At 70.3% G+C, this 24,677-nt stretch carries 20 protein-coding genes and 1 rRNA gene; 13 read left to right on the top strand and 8 right to left on the bottom strand.

Going from position 1 to position 24,677, the window contains the following annotated elements; translation table 11 throughout:
• From ACRAKI_RS04620 to ACRAKI_RS04645, 6 genes are read left to right on the top strand one after another with little or no spacing between them, the layout of a single operon-like run.
• Positions 1-1,002, top strand: a complete 1,002-nt coding sequence (locus tag ACRAKI_RS04620) for a C40 family peptidase (RefSeq protein WP_447005806.1) — start codon at positions 1-3, stop codon at positions 1,000-1,002.
• Positions 1,003-1,014: 12 nt separating this feature from the next.
• A complete protein-coding gene (locus ACRAKI_RS04625) occupies positions 1,015-1,557 on the top strand; it encodes a hypothetical protein (protein ID WP_447005807.1) in 543 nt (180 codons plus the stop codon).
• A gap of 37 nt (positions 1,558-1,594) precedes the next feature.
• Entirely contained in the window at positions 1,595-1,783 is a 189-nt protein-coding gene (locus ACRAKI_RS04630) for a hypothetical protein (protein WP_447005808.1), read from the top strand.
• A gap of 21 nt (positions 1,784-1,804) precedes the next feature.
• Entirely contained in the window at positions 1,805-3,211 is a 1,407-nt protein-coding gene (locus ACRAKI_RS04635) for an RNB domain-containing ribonuclease (RefSeq protein WP_447005809.1), read from the top strand.
• 51 nt (positions 3,212-3,262) lie between these two features.
• Entirely contained in the window at positions 3,263-3,931 is a 669-nt protein-coding gene (gene npdG, locus ACRAKI_RS04640) for an NADPH-dependent F420 reductase (RefSeq protein WP_447005810.1), read from the top strand.
• A complete protein-coding gene (locus tag ACRAKI_RS04645) occupies positions 3,931-4,686 on the top strand; it encodes a helical backbone metal receptor (protein WP_447005811.1) in 756 nt (251 codons plus the stop codon). The genes npdG and ACRAKI_RS04645 overlap by 1 nt, the downstream gene beginning before the upstream one ends.
• 5 nt (positions 4,687-4,691) lie before the next feature.
• On the opposite strand, the gene pip is transcribed toward ACRAKI_RS04645, so the two are convergent.
• From pip to ACRAKI_RS04660, 3 genes are all read right to left on the bottom strand, one after another.
• Entirely contained in the window at positions 4,692-5,633 is a 942-nt protein-coding gene (pip, locus tag ACRAKI_RS04650; RefSeq protein ID WP_447005812.1) for a prolyl aminopeptidase, read from the bottom strand.
• A gap of 74 nt (positions 5,634-5,707) precedes the next feature.
• Positions 5,708-6,562, bottom strand: coding sequence for a 3-methyl-2-oxobutanoate hydroxymethyltransferase (gene panB, locus ACRAKI_RS04655; protein WP_447005813.1), 855 nt, complete (start codon positions 6,560-6,562; stop codon positions 5,708-5,710).
• Positions 6,563-6,998: 436 nt separating this feature from the next.
• Complete coding sequence (locus ACRAKI_RS04660) at positions 6,999-7,748, bottom strand: SDR family oxidoreductase (protein ID WP_447005814.1); 750 nt, start codon at positions 7,746-7,748, stop codon at positions 6,999-7,001.
• 120 nt (positions 7,749-7,868) lie between these two features.
• Between ACRAKI_RS04660 and ACRAKI_RS04665 the strand changes: the two genes are divergently transcribed.
• A complete protein-coding gene (locus tag ACRAKI_RS04665; RefSeq protein ID WP_447005815.1) occupies positions 7,869-8,714 on the top strand; it encodes a helix-turn-helix transcriptional regulator in 846 nt (281 codons plus the stop codon).
• Here the strand turns inward: ACRAKI_RS04665 and ACRAKI_RS04670 are convergent.
• On the bottom strand, positions 8,653-8,829 hold the full coding sequence (locus ACRAKI_RS04670; protein WP_447005816.1) for a DUF397 domain-containing protein: 177 nt from the start codon (positions 8,827-8,829) through the stop codon (positions 8,653-8,655). The genes ACRAKI_RS04665 and ACRAKI_RS04670 overlap by 62 nt on opposite strands.
• Complete coding sequence (locus tag ACRAKI_RS04675) at positions 8,826-9,455, bottom strand: DUF5753 domain-containing protein (protein ID WP_447005817.1); 630 nt, start codon at positions 9,453-9,455, stop codon at positions 8,826-8,828. Before ACRAKI_RS04675 ends, ACRAKI_RS04670 begins: the two co-directional genes overlap by 4 nt.
• A 490-nt stretch (positions 9,456-9,945) precedes the next feature.
• On the opposite strand from ACRAKI_RS04675, the gene ACRAKI_RS04680 reads away from it, so the two are divergent.
• The gene (locus ACRAKI_RS04680; RefSeq protein ID WP_447005818.1) at positions 9,946-10,425 is read left to right on the top strand and encodes a hypothetical protein; all 480 of its coding nucleotides are present in this window, start codon (positions 9,946-9,948) and stop codon (positions 10,423-10,425) included.
• Between the two features lie 98 nt (positions 10,426-10,523).
• Here ACRAKI_RS04680 and ACRAKI_RS04685 read toward each other — a convergent pair whose 3' ends face one another.
• On the bottom strand, positions 10,524-12,071 hold the full coding sequence (locus ACRAKI_RS04685; protein ID WP_447008333.1) for an alpha/beta hydrolase: 1,548 nt from the start codon (positions 12,069-12,071) through the stop codon (positions 10,524-10,526).
• Between the two features lie 86 nt (positions 12,072-12,157).
• Between ACRAKI_RS04685 and ACRAKI_RS04690 the strand changes: the two genes are divergently transcribed.
• A complete protein-coding gene (locus ACRAKI_RS04690) occupies positions 12,158-13,873 on the top strand; it encodes an NAD+ synthase (RefSeq protein ID WP_447005819.1) in 1,716 nt (571 codons plus the stop codon).
• Between the two features lie 88 nt (positions 13,874-13,961).
• A complete protein-coding gene (locus ACRAKI_RS04695; RefSeq protein WP_447005820.1) occupies positions 13,962-14,750 on the top strand; it encodes a hypothetical protein in 789 nt (262 codons plus the stop codon).
• A gap of 42 nt (positions 14,751-14,792) precedes the next feature.
• Here the strand turns inward: ACRAKI_RS04695 and ACRAKI_RS04700 are convergent, their stop codons facing one another.
• On the bottom strand, positions 14,793-16,316 hold the full coding sequence (locus tag ACRAKI_RS04700; protein WP_447005821.1) for an MFS transporter: 1,524 nt from the start codon (positions 16,314-16,316) through the stop codon (positions 14,793-14,795).
• 38 nt (positions 16,317-16,354) lie between these two features.
• Positions 16,355-17,005, bottom strand: coding sequence for an LppX_LprAFG lipoprotein (locus ACRAKI_RS04705; protein ID WP_447005822.1), 651 nt, complete (start codon positions 17,003-17,005; stop codon positions 16,355-16,357).
• A 150-nt stretch (positions 17,006-17,155) separates the two neighbouring features.
• Between ACRAKI_RS04705 and ACRAKI_RS04710 the strand changes: the two genes are divergently transcribed.
• From ACRAKI_RS04710 to ACRAKI_RS04720, 3 genes are all read left to right on the top strand, one after another.
• A complete protein-coding gene (locus tag ACRAKI_RS04710) occupies positions 17,156-18,499 on the top strand; it encodes a glutamine synthetase family protein (RefSeq protein WP_447005823.1) in 1,344 nt (447 codons plus the stop codon).
• A gap of 59 nt (positions 18,500-18,558) precedes the next feature.
• Positions 18,559-22,662 carry an FkbM family methyltransferase gene (locus ACRAKI_RS04715; protein WP_447005824.1) on the top strand — a complete coding sequence of 1,368 codons (4,104 nt, stop codon included), beginning with the start codon at positions 18,559-18,561 and terminating at the stop codon, positions 22,660-22,662.
• A 455-nt stretch (positions 22,663-23,117) separates the two neighbouring features.
• Positions 23,118-24,634: ribosomal RNA gene (locus tag ACRAKI_RS04720) — 16S ribosomal RNA — on the top strand.
• Positions 24,635-24,677: the final 43 nt, after the last annotated feature.

Raw genomic sequence — 24,677 nt, forward strand, 5'->3', positions numbered from 1 at the left:
ATGCTGAAGATCGGGCTCGCCGCTGCCGCGGTGGTGGCTGTGATCGTCGTGGCCGTGACCAACGGCGTTTCCACCGTGATCAACGAGAACACCCCGTCGGAGGAAGCCGCCAACATCAGGATGGCGAGCTGCAACGCCTCGATCGGCCCGTGGACGGCCGGCGGTGAGGAGAAGGGCCGCCGCGAGGCGGAACGGCTCACCGACGAGCAGCTGACCACCGTCGCCAACATCATCTCCATCGGCCGCGAGCGCCAGTTGCCGCCGCTGGCCTGGCAGATCGCGATCCAGGCGGGCATGACCGAATCCGGCCTGCGCAGCCTCGACTACGGCGACCGCGACTCGCTGGGCATCTTCCAGATGCGCCCGTCGATGGGCTGGGGCACCCCCCAGCAGGTCACCGACCCCCACTACGCGATCAACAAGTTCTACGACGTGCTGCTCAAGCTCCCGAACTGGGAGGAGCAGCGGCCCGGCGACTCGGCCCAGGACGTGGAGCGGTCGGCGTTCCCCGACCGGTACCACAACTGGGAGGCCATGGCCGCCTTCCTGATAGGCAAGGAAGGCGACGTCACGGACCCGTCCGGCTGCGGCGAGGGCGCGGGCGACTACCTGCTGGCGTCGAACGCGGCGGGCACGGCCATCGAGTTCACCAAGGAGCAGCTGGGCGAGCCGTACCTGTGGGGCGGCAACGGCCCGGACCAGTGGGACTGCTCCGGCATCCTGGTCAAGGCGTTCGCCAAGGCCGGGGTGAAGATCCCGCGTGTCGCGAACGACCAGTACATGTCCGGCGGGGCGTTCCTGCCGGTGCGCGAGGCCAAGGCCGGTGACCTGATCTTCTGGGCGACCAACCCGGCGAACCCGGTCACCGTGCACCACGTGGCCATGTACCTGGGCAACGACGAGTACATCCACGCGCCGCAGACGGGTGACGTGGTGAAGATCAGCAAGATCAACTGGGATTATCACGAGTTGATGCCGCTGGCCGTCCGGCCGGGCGTGTAGGGAGGCACGACGGTGTTCAACCACGAACCCATCCAGCGCCCATCGGGGCCGCCCGCGTCGAGCACGCCGACGCGGGACTACCTCAACACGAGGCCGCCGGGCACCGACCGGTCGTACGCGGTGCTGCCGCGGTCGCTGGTCGAGGCGATGCCGCTGCCGTGGCAGCAGCAGATGGCGCACCTGCTGGCCGACTTCCACCGCGCGTACGCGCACCTCGACTGGCCGGTGTACCGGGTGGTGCCGTCCCGGATGGAACGGCTGGTCGACCTGGACGAGGAGCAGCTGGCCGAGGTCGGCGCGATCGCGGAGATCGACGCGGACGGCGAGCTGGTGTACCGGGACCGCAGCGGCGCCGTGATCACGGATCCGGAGCACAAGACCGTGCTGGTGTCGGTGCTCGACCCGATCCCGGGCGACCTCGCCAACGCCAACCAGAACACCCCGCCGCGCGGCTTCCCGCAGCCGCCGGTGGTGCCGCAGCCGACGTACCCGCAGTCGGGGCCCCTTCCCGTGCAAGCACCGCCGGTGCAGGCGCCTCCGCCACCCCGGTGGTGAACATGACATGCGCTCCGGCGCATGGAAACCTGGAGGCATGGCTTCTGATCCGAACGCTTGGTACTACTGCCTGACCCACCAGACGGTCGAGCGCGGCGTGGGTTGCCGGGGCGCGGACCGGATGGGCCCCTACCCGGACCAGGCCTCCGCGCAGCACGCGCTGGACCTGGCGCGGCAGCGGACGAAAGCCGAGGACGAAGCCGATACGGAGTGGGACGAGCGCTGAGGCCGGCCTAGGGTGCAGCACATGGTGATCCGCACCGGCCGAGCGGACCTGGACTTCGCGGGCGTCCGGTCCGAGTTCGGCCTGCCCGAGGAGTTCCCGGCCGCGGCGCTCGCCGAGGCCCAGGCCGCCGTGTCCCGCGACATCGGCACGGCGGGCCGCGAGGACGCCACCGCCCTGCCGTTCGTGACGATCGACCCGCCGGGCGCGAAGGACCTGGACCAGGCGCTGCTCGTGGAACGGGTCGGCGCCGGTTTCCGGGTGCACTACGCGATCGCCGACGTGGGCGCGTTCGTGGTGCCCGGCGGCGCGCTGGACGCCGAGGTGCGCAAGCGCGGCCAGACCCTGTACCTGCCGGACGGCAACGTCCCGCTGCACCCGCCGGTGCTGTCCGAGGGCGCGGCGAGCCTGCTGCCCGGCCAGACCCGGCCGTCGGTCCTGTGGACGTTCGAGTGCGGCTCCGACGGCGAGCCGGTCGACGTGCGCGTGCGCCGTGCGATGGTCCGCTCCACCGCCCAGTTCGACTACGAGACCGTCCAGGCGTCGTTCGAGGCCGGGAACCCGCACCCGTCGATCGAGGCCCTGCCGGACTTCGGCCGGCTGCGCCGGGAACGCGCGGTCGAGCGCGGCGCGGTCGAGCTCCAGCTCCCGGAGCAGGAGATCGTGCCGAACGGCGACGGCGACTGGAAGCTCGCGGTCCGCCCGCGCGCCGACGTCGACTCCTGGAACGCCGAGGTCTCGCTGCTCACCGGCATGGCCGCGGCGAAGATCATGCTGGCGGCGAAGGTGGGCGTGCTCCGCACCCTGCCGGACGCCGACGACGGCGCCGTGGAGGCGTTGCGCCGCACCGCGCACGCCCTGGGCGTGCCGTGGCCGGACGGCATGACCCCGTCCAAGCTGCTGGCGGGCCTCGACCCGAGCCGCCCCGAGGCGCTGGCGTTGTTCGTGGACGCGACCCGCCTGCTGCGCGGCGCCGGGTACACGGCGTTCAACGGCGAGGTGCCCACCATCTTCACGCACGCCGGCCTGGCCGCGCCCTACGCCCACGTGACGGCTCCGCTGCGCCGCCTGGTCGACCGCTTCGGCATCGAGGTGTGCCTGGCCGTCACCGCCGGCGAGGAGGTGCCGGAGTGGCTGGTGAAGGCGCTGCCCCAGCTGCCGGGCCTGATGGGCGGCTCGGACGCGCTGGCGAGCAAGGTCGACCGGGCGTGCCTGGACCAGGTCGAGGCGTGGGTCCTCGCCGACCGGGTGGGCCAGCGGTTCGAGGCGGTCGTGCTGCGGGCGGACGCCAACGACGCGGACGTCTTCGTGGCCCAACCGCCGGTGATGGGCCGCTGCACGGGCGAGAACCTGCCGGAAGGCGAACGCATCGCGGTGCGGCTGGTGGAAGCCGACCCCGAGCGCCGGAAGGTCGTCTTCGAACGCGTGTGACGTGCGCGTGTGACGAACGCGTGTGATGTGCGCGTGTGATGTGATGGCCTGGTGACTGATATTCGTGAGCTCACCGTCGGGGTCCTGGGTGGTACCGGTGCGCAGGGCAAGGGCTTGGCGCTGCGGTGGGCGAAGGCCGGGTTGAAGGTCGTCATCGGGTCGCGCAACGCCGAACGCGCCGAAGCCGCCGCCGAGGAGGTGCGCGGGCAGGCCGGCGTCGGCCACGTCAGCGGCGCGGACAACGAGGGCTGCGCGGCGCAGGCGGACGTCGTGCTGATCGCGGTGCCGTGGGACGGGCACGCGGACACCGTGGCGTCCCTGCGCGAACCGCTCCGCGGCAAGGTCGTGATCGACTGCGTGAACCCGCTCGGCTTCGACAAGCAGGGCCCGTTCGCGCTGCCCGTGCCGGAGGGCAGCGCCGCCCAGCAGGCCGCCGCGCTCCTGCCGGACTCCCGCGTCACGGCCGCCTTCCACCACGTCTCGGCGGTCAACCTGGCCGATCTCACCATCGCGGAGGTCGACAACGACGTGCTCGTCCTCGGCGACGACCGCGAGGCCACCGACCTGGTCCGCGCGCTCGCCGAGACGATCCCCGGCTTCCGCGGCGTCTACGGCGGCCGGCTGCGCAACGCCCACCAGGTCGAGGCGTTCACCGCGAACCTCATCGCGATCAACCGCCGGTACAAGGCGCACGCCGGCCTGAAGATCACCGACATCTGATGCTGCCCGTGGACGACCTCGGCGAGCCGGTCGTGCTGCCCGGCCCGCCGAGGCGCGTGGTCAGCCTGGTGCCGTCGCTCACCGAAGCCCTGGTCACCGACGCGGTCGACCCGGCCGTGCTGATCGGCGCCACGGACTACTGCGCCCACCCGCCGGACCTGGACGTCACGCGGGTGGGCGGCTCGAAGTACCCGAGCGTGGACCGGGTGCTCGCACTGCGGCCGGACCTCGTGCTGGCGAACAGCGAGGAGAACCGCCACGAGGACGTCGAACGCCTCCGCGCGGACGGCGTCCCGGTGTGGGTCACGGCCGCGCCCGCCACCGTCCCCGCCGCCCTCGGCTCCCTGCGCCGCCTGCTCGGCACGGCGTGGGACGTGGAACCGGACTGGCTGGTCGAGGCGGAACACCTGTGGCGCGAGGTGACCCCGGCGTGGACGCGCGCCGTGATCCCGGTGTGGCGCAAGCCGTGGGTCGTCCTGGGCCGCGACACGTTCGCCGGCGACGTCCTGCTGCGACTCGGGGTGGTCAACGCCTTCGCCGACCACCCCGAGCGCTACCCGCGCCCCCACCTCGACGAGCTCCAGGACGCCGACGTCGTCGTGCTGCCCGACGAGCCGTACCTGTTCACCCCCGACGACGGCCCGCAGTTCTTCCCGGGCCTGCGCCCGGTGCACGTCTCCGGCCGCTACCTGACCTGGTACGGCCCGTCGCTGGTCGAAGCGCGCACCGCCCTGGAAGCCGCGTTCAGGCCCTGAAGTGCTCAGGCCCTGAACCGGTCGGTCGCGGCCAGCAGCGCGCGCAGGATGCCCGGCTCGTCGAACGCGTGCCCGCCGTCCGGCACCACCACCAGCTCCGACCCCGGCCACGCCCGGTGCAGTTCCCAGGCCGACGTGACCGGCGTCGCCATGTCGTACCGGCCCTGCACGATCACGCCCGGGATGCCGGCGAGCTTGCCCGCGTCACGCAGCAACTGCCCTTCCTCGAACCACCCCCCGTGCCGGAAGTAGTGGTTCTCGATCCGCGCGAACGCCAGCGCGAACCGGGGCTGCGTGAACTCCGCCACCAGCTCCGGCCGCTCCACCAGCGTCACCGTCGACGCTTCCCACCCGCTCCACATCACCGCGGCCGTCTCGCGCACCACGGGATCGGGGTCGTGCAGCAGCGCGCCGTAGGCCTCGATCACGTCGGCGCCTTCCGGCACCAGCGCCGTGACCCGCTCCCACAGCTCCGGGAACACCACTCCCGCCCCGCCGCGGTAGATCCAGTCGAGTTCCTCGCGCCGCACCGTGAAGATGCCGCGCAGCACCATCTCGGTGACCCGGTCCGGGTACGTCTCGGCGTACGCCAGGGCGAGCGTCGACCCCCAGGAGCCGCCGAACACCTGCCACCGGTCGACGCCCAGGTGCTCGCGCACCTTCTCCAGGTCGGCCACGAGGTGCCAGGTGGTGTTCGCGGACAGGTCGGCGGCCGGTTCGGAGGCGTGCGGGATCGACCGGCCGCAGCCGCGCTGGTCCAGCAGCACGATCCGGTACACGGCCGGGTCGAACAGCCTGCGGTGCGCGGGTTTGCAGCCGCCGCCGGGGCCGCCGTGCAGGAACACCACGGGTTTGCCGTAGGGGTTGCCGCACACTTCCCAGTAGACGCGGTTGCCGTCGCCGACGTCGAGCAGGCCCTGGTCGTGAGGCTCGATCTCGGGGTACATGCGTACCACTCTGCCGCAACGCACCACGACGCCGCGCGGACCCGGAAGCCCACGCGGCGGTCCTCACGCGGACGTCAGTGGAACGTGTGCTCCGGGCCGGGGAACTGGTGGCCCTTCACCTCGGCCGCGAACTGCTCCGCCGCCGACTTCATCACGCCCGCCACGTCGGCGTACCGCTTCACGAACCGCGGCGCACGGCCACGGCGCAGGCCCATCATGTCCTGCCAGACCAGCACCTGCGCGTCCGTGTCCGGTCCCGCGCCGATGCCGACGGTCGGGATGCGGAGATCGTGCGTGATCTGCTTGGCGACCTCGCCGGTCACCATCTCCAGCACCACGGCGAACGCCCCGGCCGCCTCGACGGCGTGCGCGTCCTCCACGACGGCGTCGAACGCGTCGCTGCGGCCCTGCACCCGGTAGCCGCCGAGCTGGTGCTCGCTCTGCGGGGTGAACCCGATGTGCGCCATGACCGGGATGCCCGCGCGCACGATGGCCTCGATGTGCGGTGCGAAGTGCTTCCCGCCTTCGAGCTTCACCGCGTGGGCGCGGCCTTCCTTCATGAACCGCACGGCGGTCGCCACGGCCTGCTCCACCGACACCTGGTAGGAGCCGAACGGCAGGTCGGCCACGACCAGCGAACGCTTCACCGACCGGGTCACGCTCCGGACCAGCGGGATCAGCTCGTCCACGGTCACGGGCAGCGACGTGTCGTAGCCGTAGACGTTGTTGGAGGCGGAGTCGCCGACCAGCAACACCGGGATGCCCGCCTCGTCGAAGAGCTCGGCGGTGTACATGTCGTACGCGGTGAGCATGGGCCACGGCTCGCCGCGTTCCTTCATCTCCCGCAGGTGGTGGATGCGCACCTTCTTGCCGGTCGGGGCGCCGGAGGCCCCGTTCCCGTAGGGCGCGGTTACCTCGTTCGAGGTCATGTCGACCGTCCTCCCTCGGGGCCTGCGTCGTCGCGGGTCCCCGGGCCTTGTTGCACGGTTACCCGCCCAGCGTGACACCCACTCAAGGGGAATTGCGCGGAGTGCGAGGTGCTTCACACGCACCGCGTTCGGTGCCGGTTCCGACTGCACCGATCCCGAGAACCGGCACCCCGCCGCACCCCGCGCAACGCCCTGGTGAAACCGGCGCTGGTCAGACCTGCCTGGGTCAGACCTGCTTGGGTCAGACCTGCTTGGGTCAGACCTGCTTGGGTCAGACCTGCTTGGGTCAGACCTGCTTGGGTCAGACCTGCTTGGGTCAGACCTGCTTGGGTCAGACCTGCTTGGGTCAGACCTGCTTGGGTCAGACCTGCCCTGGTCAGACCTGCCCTGGTCAGACCTGCCCTGGTCAGACCTGCCCTGGTCAGACCTGCCCTGGTCAGACCTGCACTGTGGGCAGCACCACGATCTGCCGCAGGTTGACCTGCTTCGGCCGGCTGGTGGCGAACCCCACCACGTCGCCGATGTCGGCCGGGTTGAGCGGCGGCACCTGCTCCCGCCACGCCTCCAGGTGCGCGTCCACGTCCGGGTTGTCCATGTGGTCGCCCAGTTCGGTGCCGACCAGGCCGGGCTCGACGTTGGTCACCCGCACGCCCAGCGGGCCGAACTCCGTGCGCAGGTTCGCCGACAGGTGCGTGACGGCGGCCTTGGTCGCGGTGTAGACGCCGTAGTTGGGGAAGGTGATGTGCGCGCCGACGGACGAGATGTTCACCAGGTCCGCCGTGCCCTCCGCACCGGCCTCGACCAGGTCTCCCGTGAACGCCTTGGTCACGTTCAGCAGGCCCTTGACGTTGGTGTCGATCATCCGGTGCCACTCGTCGTCGCGGCCCTCGGTGATGGGGTTGGCGAGCATCACGCCCGCGTTGTTCACCACCAGGTCGACCCGCCCGAAGGCGGCGTGGACGGTCTCCACGGCCTCGGTGAGGTCACCGGTCACGTCGGCGGCCACCGCGAGCGCCCGCCCACCCTCGGCGGTGATCTTCTCGGCCAGCTCGGTGAGCCGGTCCGCGCGGCGGGCCAGCAGCGCGACCTTCGCCCCGGACCGGGCGAGGACGAGGGCGATCTCGGCGCCGATGCCACTCGCGGCACCGGTGACAACGGCAGTGCGGTTGTTCAGGTCGTAGGTCATGGACAGAACACTGGACCTGGTCGGCGCAGGTATCAGAGGCCCTGCGCCACCTGTGGAGAGCCGTTCCCTAGGTCTGGCAGTACCCAGGCTGGGCACGGCTCGGGCACCCATACTGGGAAGGTGAACCACGACCTCGGCGAATTCCTCCGCAGCCGCCGGGCTCGCGTCCGCCCGGACGACGTAGGCCTGCCCGGCGGCGGCCGTCGCCGCGTCCCCGGCCTGCGCCGCGAGGAGCTGGCGCTGCTGGCAGGCGTGAGCGTGGACTACTACATGCGCCTCGAACAGGGCCGGGCACCCGCGATCTCCGATTCCGTCCTGGACGCCGTCGCCCGCGTGCTCCGGCTGGACGAGACCGAACGCGCCCACCTGCGCAACCTCGTCCGCCCGACCTCTTCGAAACGCCCCGCGCCCCAACGCGTCCGCCCTGGTCTGCGGCGGTTGCTCGACATGGCCGACGACGTGCCGGCGTTCGTGATGGGTCGCCGAGCGGACATCCTGGCGTGGAACCCGCTGGCCGACGCCCTCTACGGCTTCACCGGCCAGGTGCCGGAGGACCGCAACGCCGCCAGGCACACGTTCCTGCGTCCGGAAGCGCGCACGTTCTACCGGGACTGGCCGACCGTCGCCGAGGACATGGTGGCGTTCCTCAGGCTGGACGCGGGGCGGTACCCGGACGACACCAGGCTCGCCGCGCTGGTGGGGGAGCTGTCGGTGAAGGACGAGTCGTTCCGCCGGCTGTGGGCGCAGCACAAGGTGATGGAGAAGACCCACGGCACCAAGCTCATCCACCACCCGGTGGTGGGCGACCTGGACCTCGACTACGAGACCCTGCAACCGACCGGCGACCCGGACGTGGTCCTGGCCATGTACACCGCGCGCGTCGGCTCGCCGACCGAGGAACGCCTCAAGCTGCTGGCGAGTTGGGCCGCAGTCCCTTCAGGAACGCCCTCAGAGCAGCAGGCCTGAACTCCAGCGCCGGCCCGTCGACGTTCTTGGAGTCGCGCACGGCACCGAGCCCGCTCCGGACCTCGACGCACTCGCCGCCGCTGTTGCCGCTGTAGCTGCTCTTCCGCCAGGTCATGCCCCAACGCTATCAAGCACATCCGTGCGTGAAACCGCCAACAGCTCCCGGAAAACCGCCTCGTAGTGGGAGATCCGGCTCTCCTCGTCCACCAGCAGCCCGTCGGTCAACGTCTCGACGTACACCGTCTTGGCCCGGTCCTCGGGTGGCGTGAGGGTCGAGAACGGGAAGTACAGCGCGCTCGTCAGACCGATCTCGTCCGGGACGACCCGGATCGTCACGTGGGGCTGCGCGGACAGCTTCTTGAGGTGCTTCAACTGCTCGAACCGGGTTTCCGGCGATCCGACCGGCGCCCGCAGCACCGCTTCCCTGACCACCATCGTGAATTCCGGCGGGTTCGGTCCGAACATCCGCGCCTGCCTGGCCATCCGCGCCTGGACCAAGCGGGCGACGTCCTCCCGGCGCAGTGCCGAGTTCGTCTCGATCACCGCCCGCGCGTAGTCCTCGGTCTGCACCAGCCCGTGCAGCAGGTCGGGGCGGTACGACTCGATCCGCCGCGCGGTCTCCTCGGTGTTGAAGAACTTCCGCAGGCGGTCGGGGATGGCCGAGCCCCACGGCGTCTTGGGCCGTCGCCGACGTGCCTCTTCGCCCAGGTGCAGGAGATCCGCGCGCTCCTCGCCCTCCACGCCGAAGAGATGTCATGTCCCTGCCGCATGTCTTCCGGATCACCAAGTACGACCCGGCTGATCGCGACGGCTACGGCCGGTACCACGGGCCCGAGGACGTCACCTGCGATCACGGCGTGGTGGAAGCGGCCTACCTCGCCGCCATGGCCGCCTTCGCCGAGGACACCGGGGTCACGCGCCTGGCCATTCGTGAGCCGCTGCTCCCGGGCATCGTCACCTTCGGCGTGGAGGCACCGATCGACGGGTACGGGCTGGCAGGGCTGTTCCCGCCGGACCTGACCGGCTTCCACGACGGCGCGGAGGTGGACCTCGCCACCGGGCTCGAACTCCTGAGGGCCATGCTGCGCGACAACGGCGCCTCGTGCGACCTGGAGGTGGACGGGAGGTTCTTCGCCCACGTCGGCTTCGACCAGTACATGTACATCGGAGTGCGGAGCCCTGCGAGAACGCGATCGCCCGCACCAGGTCACTCGGGCTGTTCCCGGAACTGGTGGACTCCGCCGACTACGAGCGGAGCCTCGACCGACCCCCTCCGCCACCGCCCGCCGACGACGACTTCTGGGCTGAACTGGCCGACCTGGCCACCCGTCGCGGCGCGGTGGTCCTGGAAGAGGGCTACGTCCTCAACGCCTCCCGCTGGCATCGCCTCCACGGCTCCGACGCAAGCACGATCAGAACCCGGCTCACCCTGCGGTCGAGGCTGTGGGTGTGGCCGGACCTCGACTACGACGTGGCCGCCGTTCTCCGCGCACTGCCGGAGGAGGGCAGCTTCGAGATTGTCTGGGAGCACCGGGACGGGCGGATCACCAGCTTCGACGCCGACGACGAGGACTACCCGGAGTTGCCGGCGCGACTGGCCGAGGCCCGCGCGGCGATGGCGATCTCCTCGTACGCGGATGAGCGCAACCCGCTGCTCGCCGCCGTGCTGCCCGATGACGACGGGGTCCTGCGCGCCCGATGGGACCTCTGACCGATCCGCACGGCCCGTGACCACGCCGTCGAAGCGGACCAGCGCCTCCTCGACCGAAAGCCGGCAGTCGGTTCCGGCAGTCGGTTCCGGCAGCAGGGCTACGAGCAGCGCTTGCCCTCGGCCGGCAGCTCCAGGTTGATCAGGTACTCGTGCCCGGCGTCGTCCACGCACTCGTTGCCGTGCAGGTACACGGTGTGCTGGTTCCCCTCGAACGTCAGCAGACCGCCGCCCAGCGTCTTCGCCAGGCTCGCCCCCGCCTCGTACGGCGTGGCCGGGTCACCGGTGGTCGAGATCACCAGCACCGGCGGCAGCCCGGACACCGGCTCGTGCTCCTGCACGCTCGGCGGCACGGGCCAGAACGCGCACGTGTCCAGCGCCGCCGCGGCCGGCTGACCGTCGTCCAGGAACGGCGCCGCCTCCTTGTACCGGCGCGCCAGGTCCTCCAGCACGGCCTTGTCGGTCACCCGCGGCTCGTCCACGCACTTCACCGCGGTGAACGCGTCCGTGATGGTCGAGTACCGACCTTCCTTGTCGCGGTCGTAGTAGTTGTCCGCCAACAGCATCAGCACGTCACCGCGGTTGTTCTTCAGCTCGGTCAGCGCGGTGTTCAGCGGCGCCCACAGCTCCTCGGTGTACATCGCCTGGATGACGCCGGTGATCGCGTCGTTGTACGACAGCTTCCGGTCGCCGACCGCCACCGGCCGCTGCACGAGCGGCAACGTCAGGTCGCGGAACACCTGGTTGGCCTTCGACGGGTCGTTGCCCAGCGCGCAGTCCTGCCGCGTCGCGCACCACGCCGCGAACGAGTCGAACGACTGCTGGAACCCGGCGGCCTGCGCGATCAGCGACTCGACCTGCCCCTGGGTCGGGTCCACCGCGCCGTCGAGCAGGAGCGCCCGCACGTTGCCCGGGAACGCCTGCGCGTACGCGGCGCCGATGTGCGTGCCGTACGAGTACCCCAGGTAGGTCAGCTTCTCGTCGCCGAGCGCGGACCGCATCACGTCCAGGTCGCGCACGACGTCCCTGGTGCCGACGTGGGCCAGCACGTCGACCCCGGTCGTCGCGGCGCACTTCTCCGCGTACTGCTTGTTCTCCGCCTCGGTCTGCGCCACCCCCGCCGGCGACGTGTCCAGGTCGTCGTCCAACCGGTCGGCGTCCCGCTCCGCGTCCGTCAGGCACCTGACCTGCGGCTGGCTCGCCCCGACACCGCGCGGGTCGAACCCGACCAGGTCGAACACGTCGCCCAGCTCGGACGACTTGACCTCCGAGCCCAGGCTCGCCGCCGCCGCCATGCCGGACGCGCCGGGACCACCCGGGTTGATGATCAGCGACCCGATCCGCTCACCGAGCGCGCGTTGCCGCAGCAGCCCGATCCTGATCGTGCGCCCCTCGGGCTGGGCGTAGTCGAGCGGCACCTCCAGCCGGGCGCACTCGATCGACTTCTTGGTCTTGTACAGCGTCGTCGTGGACCCGGTGGTGGCGTAGGGCGCGCAGTCCTCCCAGCCGACCTGCTGCCCGTAGAACCGCTCCAGCCCGGCGGGCACGGCCCCGGCCGGCCCTCTCTGCTCCAACGCCGTCCCGGCGCTGGGCGACCCGGTGACCACGCTCGTGCACGAGGCGAGGAGCGGGAGGGCGAGGAACAGCATCATCCGACGGCGCACGGTTCGATCGTATGGTGACTCGTCGGCCACAACGTCCTCCACGGCTGCTCGGTGTGAGCGAGAATGCCTTCATGCCACAGCTCCGACTCGCCCTCGCCCAGGTCAACGCCTGTGTCGGCGACCTGGCGGGCAACACCGAAATCGTCGTCGAGTGGTCCCGCAAGGCCGCCGAGGCGGGCGCCCACCTGGCGGTCTTCCCCGAGATGGCGCTCACCGGGTACCCGGTCGAGGACCTGGCCCTGCGGGTCTCGTTCGCCGAGGCGTCCAAAGAGGCGCTGACGAAGCTCGCGACGAGGCTGGACGAGGTGGGGTGCGGCGAGCTGGTGGTGTTCGTCGGCTACCTCGACCGCGACGAGCGCGGGATGCGCAACGCCGCCGCCGTGCTCCACCGGGGCGAGGTGGTGGCGCGGCAGAACAAGCACCACCTGCCGAACTACGGCGTCTTCGACGAGCGCCGCTACTTCACGCCGGGCGACACGCTGGACATCGTCCGGGTGCACGGCCTCGAAGTCGGCATGGTGATCTGCGAGGACCTGTGGCAGGACGGCGGCCCGATCGCCGCCCTGGGTGAGGCGGGCGTGGACCTGGTGGTCTCGCCGAACGCCTCCCCGTACGAGCGCAAGAAGGACGACGCCCGGCTGCCGCTGGTGGCGCGCCGCGCGGCCGAGGCCGGCGCGCCGCTCGCCTACGTGAACCTGATCGGCGGGCAGGACGAGCTGGTGTTCGACGGCGACACGATGGTGGTCACCGCGGACGGCACGCTGATCACCCGCGCGCCGCAGTTCGTGGAGCACCTGGTGGTCCTGGACCTGGACCTGCCCGGCGGCGCACCGCGGACCGAGGGTACCTACGGCGGCTTCGCGGTCCACCGCCGGACGTTGTCCGAGGACGCGCTCCCGGCGTACGAACCGCTGCCCGTGCCGCAGGCCGCCGAGCCGCTGTCGGACGAGGCGGAGGTGTGGCACGCGCTGGTCACCGGCCTGCGCGACTACGTGCACAAGAACGGCTTCCGCTCGGTGGTGTTCGGCCTGTCCGGCGGCATCGACTCGGCGGTCGTCGCGGCCCTGGCGGTCGACGCCCTCGGTGCGGACCACGTCTACGCCGTGTCGATGCCATCGGTGTACTCGTCGGACCACTCGAAGTCCGACGCGCACGACCTGGCCCAGCGCACCGGCTGCCACTACTCGGAGCAGCCGATCGCGGACATGGTCAGCGTCTTCGTGGACCAGCTCGGGCTGACCGGGCTGGCGGAGGAGAACGTCCAGGCCCGCTGCCGCGGCATCACGTTGATGGGCCTGTCGAACCAGCACGGCCACCTGGTGCTCGCCACCGGCAACAAGACCGAGCTGGCGGTCGGCTACTCGACCATCTACGGCGACGCGGTCGGCGGGTTCGCGCCGATCAAGGACGTGCTGAAGACGCTGGTCTGGGACTTGGCGCGCTGGCGCAACGCGCAGGCCGAGAAGCTGGGCGAGCTGCCGCCGATCCCGGAGAACTCGATCACCAAGCCGCCGTCGGCCGAGCTGCGCCCCGGTCAGGTCGACACCGACTCGCTGCCGGACTACGAACTGCTCGACTCGGTCCTGGACGACTACGTCGAGGGCGACAAGGGCTACCGCGACCTGATCGCCGTGGGCTTCACGCACGAGCTGGTCGACAAGGTCCTGCGCATGGTCGACAAGGCCGAGTACAAGCGCCGCCAGTACCCGCCGGGCACCAAGATCACGTTCAAGGCCTTCGGCCGGGACCGTCGCCTGCCCATCACCAGCGGCTGGCGCGAAGGCTGACCCGAACGGCTTTCGCCGTTCGGGCTGGAACGCGTCTGCTGATCGCTACCCTCTGTGTCCTCGACCGGACAGCGAGGGAGCTTCGGTGGTGACGGAGTCGTCCGAGGACAGGTCATCGGCACGTCTGCTGCCCCAGGGCATCGGGATCGCGGCTGACGTGGCCGCCGTGGCGGCATTGGTGATCGCGGGCGGAAGTCCCCTGGTGTCGGCCGCGGGCGCGTTGGCCGTGTTCACCGGCGTGTACGTGGTGTGGAAGCGGTGGGGGAAACCCGTCGACCGGACGCTCGCCGCCGCGGTGGCCGTCGCCGCGCTGGGCGCGGGCGTGCTGGGCTACTCGATCAAGGCGTCGTCACCCGGCTCACCGGCCAAGGTCGACACCGCTTCGCCGGCCGGCGAACGCACCACGCCGACCACGACCACAGCCACGACCACGACCACAGCCACGACCACGACCACGACCGTTCGCAGTGCCGTACCCGTCGTGACATCGCCGCCGGCGCCGACGACCACCGGCCCGATCATCCGCAAGCCGTACAACTCCGGCAGCGGTCGGGAGGTCCTGCGGATCGACTTCGACGACGACAGCTTCTCCGGGGAGGACATGACGATCGGCCGGGTGTCCTTGGACTCGAAGAACACCGCCCAGTTCGCCCTGCTCCCACCCGGTGCGCCGGACCCGGACTACGGCGTGTGCGCCGCCTTGCCGGAAGTCGACTGGCGGACCACCGTGGCGCTCGCGGAGTTCCGCCACGCGGTGCGCGTCTTCTGCGTCCGCACGGACGAGGGAAGGCTGGGGTTCGTCGAGGTGAGCGACGTGCGGATGGAGACCGCCGACCTCATGGACTCGGTGTACCTCCGCTGGACGATCTGGGAGTAGCGCTCCCCGCCCGGCCTGACGACCACGGCGCGGTCGTGGTCGTCACCGGCCCGGATCGGCGGCCGAACCCGCCCGGCCGGGCAGGAGCAGCGACGTCACCGCGCCCACCGCGCAGATCACCGCCGTGATCCGGAAGATCTCGTGGTACTCCGTCAGCAGCGCGTCCGTCAGCGCTGTCCTGTAGGCCGCTGCCTTCTCGGCGAACTCCTCCGGTGACATCCCGAACGGCAAGGGGGTGTCCAGGTCCGCCGTCAGCTCCTGGAACCGGTGCAGGCCCCAGGCCGACAGCCCGGCCACACCGACCAGCATCCCGGTCATCCGCGCGACCACCACGGCGGCCGAAGCGACACCGTGCTGCGCGGCCGGCACGACCCGCAGCACCGCCGCCGACACGGGCGCGATCACCAGCCCCAGGCCGAACCCGGCCACCGCCAGGTCGCGCCCGATCACGAACGACGACACCGTGGCCGGCCACTGCGCGATCAGCACGTAAGCACCCGCGGCGACGGCCAACCCGGCGAACGACACCCACCGGTCGCCGACCCGCGCCGCCAGCCACCCGCCGACCACCGCGCCCACCGGCAACGCGATCAGGAACCGGGCCAGCATCGCCGCCGCCTCGCCCGAGTCACGCCCCAGCACGGTCTGCGCGAACAGCTCCACGTCCACCAACGTCACCATCAGCGCCGCACCGGCCGCCAACGACACGCCCAGCGACGCCAGGAACGGCCGCATCGCCACCCCCGCCGGGTCCAGCAGCCGCACCGGCGACCGCCGCTCCCACCACACGAACGCGACGAACACCACGGCGGACGCACCCAGGACCGGCAGCCCCCACGACGGCAGCACCGCACGTGCCGGATCGGGGTTGTAGAGCCCCACGACCAGCAACGACAGCGCCAACGCGAGCAGCCCGCCGCCGACGAAGTCGATCCGCACCGCCGTCCGGACGGACCGCGGCACGGTCAGCTGCACGACCACCATCGCGATCACGGCCAGCGGCAGGTTCACCCAGAACACCCACCGCCAGCTCTGCGGCTCCACCGACTCGAAGAACGACCAGGCGTTGAACAGCGACGCCACGCCCACGCCGTACAGCGTGCCCAGCACGCTGCCCAACTCCTGCGCGGCACCGACCACGCCCAGCGCCGAAGCCCGCCGATCCGCCGACCACAGGTCCGCCACCAGGGCCAACGTCACCGGCAGCAGCGCCCCACCGGCCAGCCCCTGCACCACCCGCCCGGCCACCAGCAGCGGCAGGTCACCGGCGAGCGCCGTCACCGCCGAACCGACCGCGAACCCGACCAGGCACACGTGCAGCACCAGCCGCCGCCCGAACCGGTCCGACAGCTGACCCAGCAACGGCATCCCGGCGACGTACCCGAGCAGGTACCCCGTCACCACGGGCGTGGCGCGTTCCAGGTGGTTCACCGGGATGCCCAGGTCGCGCACCATGTCCACGAGCACGCCGACGACCACGTACGCGTCCAGCGCGCCCAGCAGCACGGCGACCGCGCCGGCGCCGATCGCCAGCCGCCGGGCCTTCACCGACCCCGGCACAGCCACCGCCGCACCCTCCGCAGCCGGACCTCCCGCAGCCGAACTCACGCGGGCGGCGAAACGGTGACGGGCTTGTTGAAGTCGGACAGGTCGATGGTGACCTTCGCCCCGCTCGGCAGCTCGAACACCGCCTGCTCCAGCTTGTCGTCCCGCACCGAGAACGTGGACGCCACGTCGGCGTCGATCCCCGGCACCAGCCCGGCCACCACGTCACGCGGAACGGTGCCCGTGACGACCGACACGCCGTCCTCCGAGCTGACCGTCTTCGCGTCACGCGCGTCGGCCAGCACGCGGGCCACGCCCGTGTCCGGGTCGAGGATCGTGGTCGGGTCGTACACCTGGCCCGCGAGCGTCGCGGGCAGCTTCGTGTAGCCGCCGGTCGGCCCCTTGAAGTGCAGGTCCTGCCCGACCAGCACGTACTCGACCTCGATCAGCTGGCCGAACTGCTCGACGGTGGCCCGCCCCTCCGACTCGCCCTCGGCGTTCAGGTCGCCCTCGGCGGACTTCACCGGCACGCCGGGCAGCTCACCGTCGACCTTGATCGAGAAGTGGGTGCTGGTCACCGACTTCATGCTCTCGGCGGCCTTGTCCAGCAGTTCCGGCCCGGCGGGCAGGCCACCGCCGCCACCGGACGACGTGCAGCCCGCCACGACAGCGAGCACGAGCGACCCGATCAGGGCGCGACGAGGGAGCATGGGTGAATCGTAGATCCCGCCGGCACGGGCCACGGCGAAACGGCCGAGCAATGCCATGACCTGCGGTTTGTGACCGGGGCGGCAAACGGTCGAGTGCGTTCCGCCGAGTCGCCAACGCGCGGCCGAACGTCCTTACCTAGGCTGCAGGTCATGAACCGCCAGCAGGAGTTCGTGCTCCGCACCCTTGAGGAACGCGACATCCGGTTCGTCCGGCTCTGGTTCACGGACGTACTGGGCTTCCTCAAGTCGGTGGCGATCGCCCCCGCGGAGCTCGAAGGCGCCTTCAGCGAGGGCATCGGCTTCGACGGCTCCGCGATCGAGGGCTTCGCCCGCGTGTACGAGTCGGACATGGTGGCCAAGCCCGACCCGGCCACGTTCCAGGTCCTGCCGTGGCAGACCCCGGACAAGAGCCACTACTCGGCGCGGATGTTCTGCGACATCGCGATGCCGGACGGCTCGCCGTCGTGGGCCGACCCGAGGCACGTCCTGCGCCGGACCCTGGCCAAGGCCAGCGAGGCGGGCTTCACCTGCTACGTGCACCCCGAGATGGAGTTCTTCCTGCTTAAGGGGCTGCCGGACGACGGCAGCGAGCCCATCCCGGCGGACAACGGCGGTTTCTTCGACCAGACCAGCCACGAGACCGCGACCCACTTCCGCCGGCACGCCATCGAGGCGCTGGAGGCCATGGGCATCTCGGTCGAGTTCAGCCACCACGAGGGCGCGCCCGGCCAGCAGGAGATCGACCTCCGCTACGCCGACGCGCTGACCATGGCCGACAACGTGATGACGTTCCGGTACGTGATCAAGGAAGTCGCGATCACCCAGGGCGTGCGGGCCTCGTTCATGCCGAAGCCGTTCACCAACCAGCCCGGCAGCGGCATGCACACGCACGTCAGCCTGTTCGAGGGCGACCGGAACGCGTTCTACGACGCCGAGGACCCGTACCAGCTGTCCGACACCGGGAAGATGTTCGTCGCCGGGCTGCTGAAGCACGCCCGTGAGATCTCCGGTGTGACCAACCAGTGGGTGAACTCGTACAAGCGCCTGATCGTGGGCGGTGAAGCGCCGACGGCGGTGTGCTGGGGCCACGCGAACCGGTCCGCGCTGGTGCGCGTGCCGATGTACTCACCGGGCAAGTCGTCGTCCCGCCGGGTCGAGATCCGCTCGCTGGACGCCGCCTGCAACCCGTACCTGGCGTACTCGGTGATCCTCGCGGCCGGCTTGAAGGGCATCGAGAAGGGCTACGAACTCCCGCCGCCCGCCGAGGACGACGTGTGGTCGCTGACCGACCGCGAGCGCCGTGCCGCCGGGTACGACAACCTGCCGCAGAACCTGGGCGAGGCGTTGACCGAGATGGAGAACTCGGAACTGCTCCCCGAAGCGCTGGGCGAACACGTGTACGACTTCTTCCTGCGCAACAAGCGCACGGAGTGGGACGCGTACCGCCGCAGCGTGACGCCGTACGAGTTGCGCACCCTGCTGCCGGTCCTGTGACGAAGACACCCGTGCGGGTGGTCCACACCGGGCACTCGGAGAAGCTAGGTTTGCAGACCGTGACCGAGGTGCCCGGACGTTCGGAATCCCGTCCCACGTTCATCGCCTGCACGGTGGCCACCGCCGCCGAGCTGCCCGCGGTGAAGGTGCTGTCCAGCTCGTTCCTGGCGAACCACCCCCAGGCCAGGTTCATGGCGCTGGTGGTCGACGCCCTGCCGGAGAAATCCGGTCCCGGCCTGGTCACCCCCGCGGACCTGGGTGTGGGCGCGGAGGAGCTGGCCGAGCTGGCGACCGGCTGCACGGCGTCGCAGCTGTGCGGCGTGCTGCGGCCCAAGCTGCTCGAACAGCTGCTGGGCCAGGGCGTGCCGGTCCTGTACCTGGACCCGTGGGTGCAGATCCTGCACCCGTTGACGGACCTGGTCGAGTCGGCCGTCCGACGCGGCCCCCTCGTGCTGCTGCCCAGGTCGCTGCGGCCGTTGCCGGACGACGGCCTGCGGCCGACCCCCACCGAACTCCTCGAAACGGGCGTCTTCGACCCGGGTTTCCTGCTGGTCGCGCCCGGCGCCGAGCCGTTCCTCCAGTCCCTCGGCGAGCAGCTGCGCCGGACCCCGGACGCCACCAAGGCCGTGCTGGACATGGCGCCCGCGCTGGTCAACCTGCACGTCCTGCGTGACGCGACGGTCGGCCTCTCGGTGTGGAACGCCCCGCAACGAGACCTCCACCGAAGCCCCGACGGAACGTTGACGACCCTCGGCGAACCCGTCCGCAGCGTGCACTTCGCCGGCTTCGACCCCCATCGCCCGTGGCTGCTGTCAGCCGACTTCGCCGACCGACCGCGCGTGCTGCTGTCCGAGCACCCGGAACTGGCCGAGCTGTGCACGGCGTACCGAGCGGAACTGGTGCGCAAGGGCCACACGCCGCAGCGGGTGCGTTACGGCTTCGGGCAACTCGCGGACGGCACCCAGATCCCGGACGCACTGCGCGCGGACTACCGGGACGCCACCCGAGCCCACGCCGGCTCCGCGTTCAGCCCGACCTCCTCCCTGCGGGGTCCGGAACAAGCCTCCACACCGGAAGACTCCCCACCGGAAGACTCCGCACCGGTCTCGGTCTCGGGGTCGATCCCGACGGACGCCGCGCTACCGGCCACCGGAGCACCGGCCGACATCCCAGCCGACCCGGACACCGCGCCGACCTCGGCCGACACCGCGAAACCCGGCCCGGACGCCCCGAACGACGTGGTCGCGACGGAGACCCCGGAGGCCCCTGGGGCACCGGCAACCGCCACGGCAGCGGATGCCACTGATGGCGTGGTCGCACCTGACGTCGTGGTGGCTCATGTCGAGCCGGGAACCGTGGCCGTCCCGGAGACCTTGACCGGCCCCGCCGTCCCCCTCGCGCCAGAGGTGTCGGACGCCCCGGAGCCGCCGGTCGTCCCACCCGCACCCACCGAGCCGCCCGCGACCACCCCCGCAGTCGTCGCCGCGCCGGCCCCCACTCCGACCCCTGTCCCGGCACCGACCGTGGTCGCCCGCACCACCCCGCCTCCGGCCTTCGGCCCGGACGGCGGAGCGGGGTTCGTGGCGTGGGCGAGCGAGCCGGCGCCCGACCTCCCCGGCAGCACCCGCTGGGCCGCCGCGCTCTGGCGCTCCGACGAGGCCCTCCGCACCCAGTTCCCCGACCCGTTCGGCGCCGACGTCGCAGCCTTCCGCGACTGGTGCGCCTCCGTGGGCGTCGCCGCCGGCCGGCTGCCCGTGACCGCGGTCCCGAACTCCCGCCCCGAAGGCCCCGTCCTGCACGACCAGCTCGGCGTCTCCGTCCTCGGCACCGGCCCCATCGCCGAACTCGTCCACGCCGCCGCCCGTGCCTCCGGCCTGCCGACCTCCACCACCGCCGGCTACCCGGTCGTGGTCCGCGTCGGCACCACCGAGAAGGTCCCGGACAGCCGTTTCGTGGTCGACTACGTCCTGGACGACGAGCTGCCCGCCGACGCCAACGAGATCTGGGTCCCCTCCGAAGCGACCCGCGCCGCCCTCGAACGCCAAGGCGGCCCGGCCGTCCGCGTCCTCCCGCTGCCGGTCCCGGAAGCCGACCCGAACGACCCGGAACCACACGACGGGGTCATCTTCGGCGCGCTCGCCGACCACGCCTCGGACCGCGCGGGCAACGTGCTCGGCGCCGTCTCGGCGTTCTTCTCCGCCTTCCCCGATCGCACCGACGTGACGCTGCGCATCGAGGTCACCAACGCGCACGCCCACCCCGAGGCCGCCGAACGCCTGCGCCTCGCCACGTCCGCCGACCCGCGCATCGAGCTGGTCGACACCCTCGGCACCGTCGACTGCCTCGTCCACCTGCACCGGGGCGGAGCCTGCGACCGGATCGCGCACACGCTCGCCCGCCACGCGGCCGGAGCGACGCCGATCCTCACCTCCGACCACGGCGCGGTCGCCGAGCTGTTCGACAAGTCCGCGGTGATCTTCGTACCGTGCCGCCAAGGCGTCGAACCCGACGTCCACGCCGCCGTCAAGCTCATGCGCGCGCTCGCCGACGACCTGCCGGCGGCGATCGCGATCGGCATCAAGGGGCGCGACCACATCCGCGCGACCCGTGACGTCACGCAGGTGGGTGAACTCCTCCGCGACCGCGTCGAGCACGCCTACCGCGGCTGGCGCGCCCGCCGGGCCAAGCCCGCACCGACCGTCGACCCGATGAAGGCCCTGCACTCGGCGAAGCACGCCCTGCTGCGCCAGCCGGACGTCGGCACCGCCAGCCGCACGCCCATGGCGCCGCAGCTGCGCAAGGTGGTCCTGCGCGTGCTCGACCACTACGACAACCACATGCGAGACGTGCTCGCGTCCCTCATCGACGGGGTCGAGCGCACGGTCTCCGAACTGGTCCGCCGCCAGGACGACATCTCCACCGGCGTCGGCCTCGGCGAACTGGAAGTGCTGCGCGCCGAGATCGAGCAGCACGCCGACCACCAGGGCCACCTCGCCGACCAGCTCGTGGGCATCGACGACAGCGTGGTCCGGGTCCGCGCCGACATGGCCGGCCAGGGACGGCGGCTGCGCGAGATCGAGGACGCCGTCGTCGGGGAGGCCGGCAAGCGCGCCAAGCAGGGCGACGCACTGGCCCAGCGGATCGACAAGCTCACCGTCGCGCTGGAACGCACCCTCGACCGGATCGACTCGCTGGAGTCCAAGGTCGTGGACGCGCTCCGCGAGCGCGACACCAAGATCGACTCCGGGGTCCGCGCCGCCACCCAGGCCCAGCAGACCGCCGACGCCCTGCGCAGGGTCGTCGTGCGCGAGCACGAACGGCACAGCGACACCGTGCCGCGCAGCTCACTGGTGCTGACGGACGTCGGCCTGCTCCGCCTGCCCTCGGACGACGCGTTCATGCTGCCGATGCTGTCCAGCAACGGGGTGTGGGAGACCGAGCTGTCGGAGCTGATCGACTCGGTGGTCGAGCCGGACGGGATCTTCCTCGACATCGGCGCGTACGTCGGCTACCAGACCGTGCGCATGCTGAGCCGGTTCGGCACGGGCGGCGCGGTGGTCGCGGTCGAGCCGTGCCCGTCCTCGCGGGCGCTGCTGCGGCACAACGTCGACGTCAACCTGCCCGAACGGCTCGCCCAGCAGCTCGTCCTGGTCGACGCCGCCGCGTGGGAGGCCTCCGGTGAGCTGGCCGCCGAACCCGCGTTGACCGGCGGTGTGTCGGTGACGCCGTTGCCCGAGGACTCCGGGGACGACGTGCCGAGGGTGCGCGCCGCCAGGCTGGACAAGGAGCTGGAGGCCGTGCCGACGTTGCAGGGCCGCAAGCTCTCGGTCGTCCGGGTGGATGCCCCCGGTCGTGGTCACCGGGCGTTGGCCGGTCTCGTCCGCCTCCTGCGCCGGGATCGCCCGCACGTGTTCCTGGAGTTCTCCGCGACGACGACGGAGGGTTTCGGCGACGATCCGGTCACGGTGCTGAAGGAGTTCCGCATCTGGGGCTACGACCTGGTGCCGGTGGCGACCCGCGAAGCGGCCTCGCCGGAGCAGATCGTGGCCGCGATGCAGGGCATGCGGACCATCTCGCTGTGGCTGCGACCCCGTCCTGTGGCGCCCAAGGGACCCGGTCCGCAGGTCGCCGCGCCGGCCAAGGTTGCTCCAGCAGCCCGCTGACCAGGCGATTTGACACCAGCCAAGGTCATGAGTAACTTTTGTCGAGTCGCCAGCAAGGACCTCGGAACGAGCGGTTGACACCGCGAATCGGGCCGAGTAGACTACTGCGGCGTCAAGCCTCCAGAAACGAATAAGCAGCACGACGTGCTGCCTCCGCTCTGGGAACCAGAACAAATTGAATGCTAAGCGAGTTCGTCGCGGAGCCGAGAAGCCGAAACCGGCCGATTTGACACCGAGAAAACGAACCAGCTAAGCTTTCGACAGAACGAAAACACAAAGCCCCGGAATGAACCGCGGTAAGACGCGGAACAAGATGGTGAGCGCGTGTTCTTTGAGAACTCAACAGCGTGCCGAATAGCCAGTAAATTTATGAACCTCGTCAAGAGGTTTCCTTTGAGATTGTTACTGGACAACTGACATTATTGTCAGTGTTGTTCGGAGCGATCAAACATTCCTTATTGGAGAGTTTGATCCTGGCTCAGGACGAACGCTGGCGGCGTGCTTAACACATGCAAGTCGAGCGGTAAGGCCCTTCGGGGTACACGAGCGGCGAACGGGTGAGTAACACGTGGGTAACCTGCCCTGTACTCTGGGATAAGCCTGGGAAACTAGGTCTAATACCGGATATGACCTGCCTCCGCATGGTGGTGGGTGGAAAGTTCCGGCGGTACAGGATGGACCCGCGGCCTATCAGCTTGTTGGTGGGGTAATGGCCTACCAAGGCGACGACGGGTAGCCGGCCTGAGAGGGTGACCGGCCACACTGGGACTGAGACACGGCCCAGACTCCTACGGGAGGCAGCAGTGGGGAATATTGCACAATGGGCGAAAGCCTGATGCAGCGACGCCGCGTGAGGGATGACGGCCTTCGGGTTGTAAACCTCTTTCAGCGGGGACGAAGGGCAACTGACGGTACCCGCAGAAGAAGCACCGGCTAACTACGTGCCAGCAGCCGCGGTAATACGTAGGGTGCGAGCGTTGTCCGGAATTATTGGGCGTAAAGAGCTCGTAGGCGGTTTGTTGCGTCGGCTGTGAAAACTTCACGCTTAACGTGGAGCCTGCAGTCGATACGGGCAGACTTGAGTTCGGCAGGGGAGACTGGAATTCCTGGTGTAGCGGTGAAATGCGCAGATATCAGGAGGAACACCGGTGGCGAAGGCGGGTCTCTGGGCCGATACTGACGCTGAGGAGCGAAAGCGTGGGGAGCGAACAGGATTAGATACCCTGGTAGTCCACGCCGTAAACGGTGGGTGCTAGGTGTGGGGGACTTCCACGTCCTCCGTGCCGCAGCTAACGCATTAAGCACCCCGCCTGGGGAGTACGGCCGCAAGGCTAAAACTCAAAGGAATTGACGGGGGCCCGCACAAGCGGCGGAGCATGTGGATTAATTCGATGCAACGCGAAGAACCTTACCTGGGCTTGACATGCACTGGAAAGCCGTAGAGATACGGCCCCCCTTGTGGCCGGTGTACAGGTGGTGCATGGCTGTCGTCAGCTCGTGTCGTGAGATGTTGGGTTAAGTCCCGCAACGAGCGCAACCCTCGTTCCATGTTGCCAGCGCGTAATGGCGGGGACTCATGGGAGACTGCCGGGGTCAACTCGGAGGAAGGTGGGGATGACGTCAAGTCATCATGCCCCTTATGTCCAGGGCTTCACACATGCTACAATGGCCGGTACAGAGGGCTGCTAAGCCGTGAGGTGGAGCGAATCCCACAAAGCCGGTCTCAGTTCGGATCGGGGTCTGCAACTCGACCCCGTGAAGTCGGAGTCGCTAGTAATCGCAGATCAGCAACGCTGCGGTGAATACGTTCCCGGGCCTTGTACACACCGCCCGTCACGTCACGAAAGTCGGTAACACCCGAAGCCCGTGGCCCAACCCGTAAGGGGGGGAGCGGTCGAAGGTGGGACTGGCGATTGGGACGAAGTCGTAACAAGGTAGCCGTACCGGAAGGTGCGGCTGGATCACCTCCTTTCTAAGGAGCATTCCTCACCGGTTCTCTTCTGGAGGGCCTGTGG

Source organism: Saccharothrix isguenensis (genome assembly GCF_052936305.1).

Excerpts from the sequence above, each read along its gene's own strand:
- ACRAKI_RS04620 (WP_447005806.1), top strand. The coding sequence starts at position 1 with ATGCTGAAGATCGGGCTCGCCGCTGCCGCGGTGGTGGCTGTGATCGTC.
- ACRAKI_RS04630 (WP_447005808.1), top strand. The coding sequence starts at position 1,595 with ATGGCTTCTGATCCGAACGCTTGGTACTACTGCCTGACCCACCAGACG.
- ACRAKI_RS04635 (WP_447005809.1), top strand. The coding sequence starts at position 1,805 with ATGGTGATCCGCACCGGCCGAGCGGACCTGGACTTCGCGGGCGTCCGG.
- ACRAKI_RS04645 (WP_447005811.1), top strand. The coding sequence starts at position 3,931 with ATGCTGCCCGTGGACGACCTCGGCGAGCCGGTCGTGCTGCCCGGCCCG.
- pip (WP_447005812.1), bottom strand. The coding sequence starts at position 5,633 with ATGTACCCCGAGATCGAGCCTCACGACCAGGGCCTGCTCGACGTCGGC.
- panB (WP_447005813.1), bottom strand. The coding sequence starts at position 6,562 with ATGACCTCGAACGAGGTAACCGCGCCCTACGGGAACGGGGCCTCCGGC.
- ACRAKI_RS04660 (WP_447005814.1), bottom strand. The coding sequence starts at position 7,748 with ATGACCTACGACCTGAACAACCGCACTGCCGTTGTCACCGGTGCCGCG.
- ACRAKI_RS04670 (WP_447005816.1), bottom strand. The coding sequence starts at position 8,829 with ATGACCTGGCGGAAGAGCAGCTACAGCGGCAACAGCGGCGGCGAGTGC.
- ACRAKI_RS04685 (WP_447008333.1), bottom strand. The coding sequence starts at position 12,071 with ATGCTGTTCCTCGCCCTCCCGCTCCTCGCCTCGTGCACGAGCGTGGTC.
- ACRAKI_RS04690 (WP_447005819.1), top strand. The coding sequence starts at position 12,158 with ATGCCACAGCTCCGACTCGCCCTCGCCCAGGTCAACGCCTGTGTCGGC.
- ACRAKI_RS04705 (WP_447005822.1), bottom strand. The coding sequence starts at position 17,005 with ATGCTCCCTCGTCGCGCCCTGATCGGGTCGCTCGTGCTCGCTGTCGTG.
- ACRAKI_RS04710 (WP_447005823.1), top strand. The coding sequence starts at position 17,156 with ATGAACCGCCAGCAGGAGTTCGTGCTCCGCACCCTTGAGGAACGCGAC.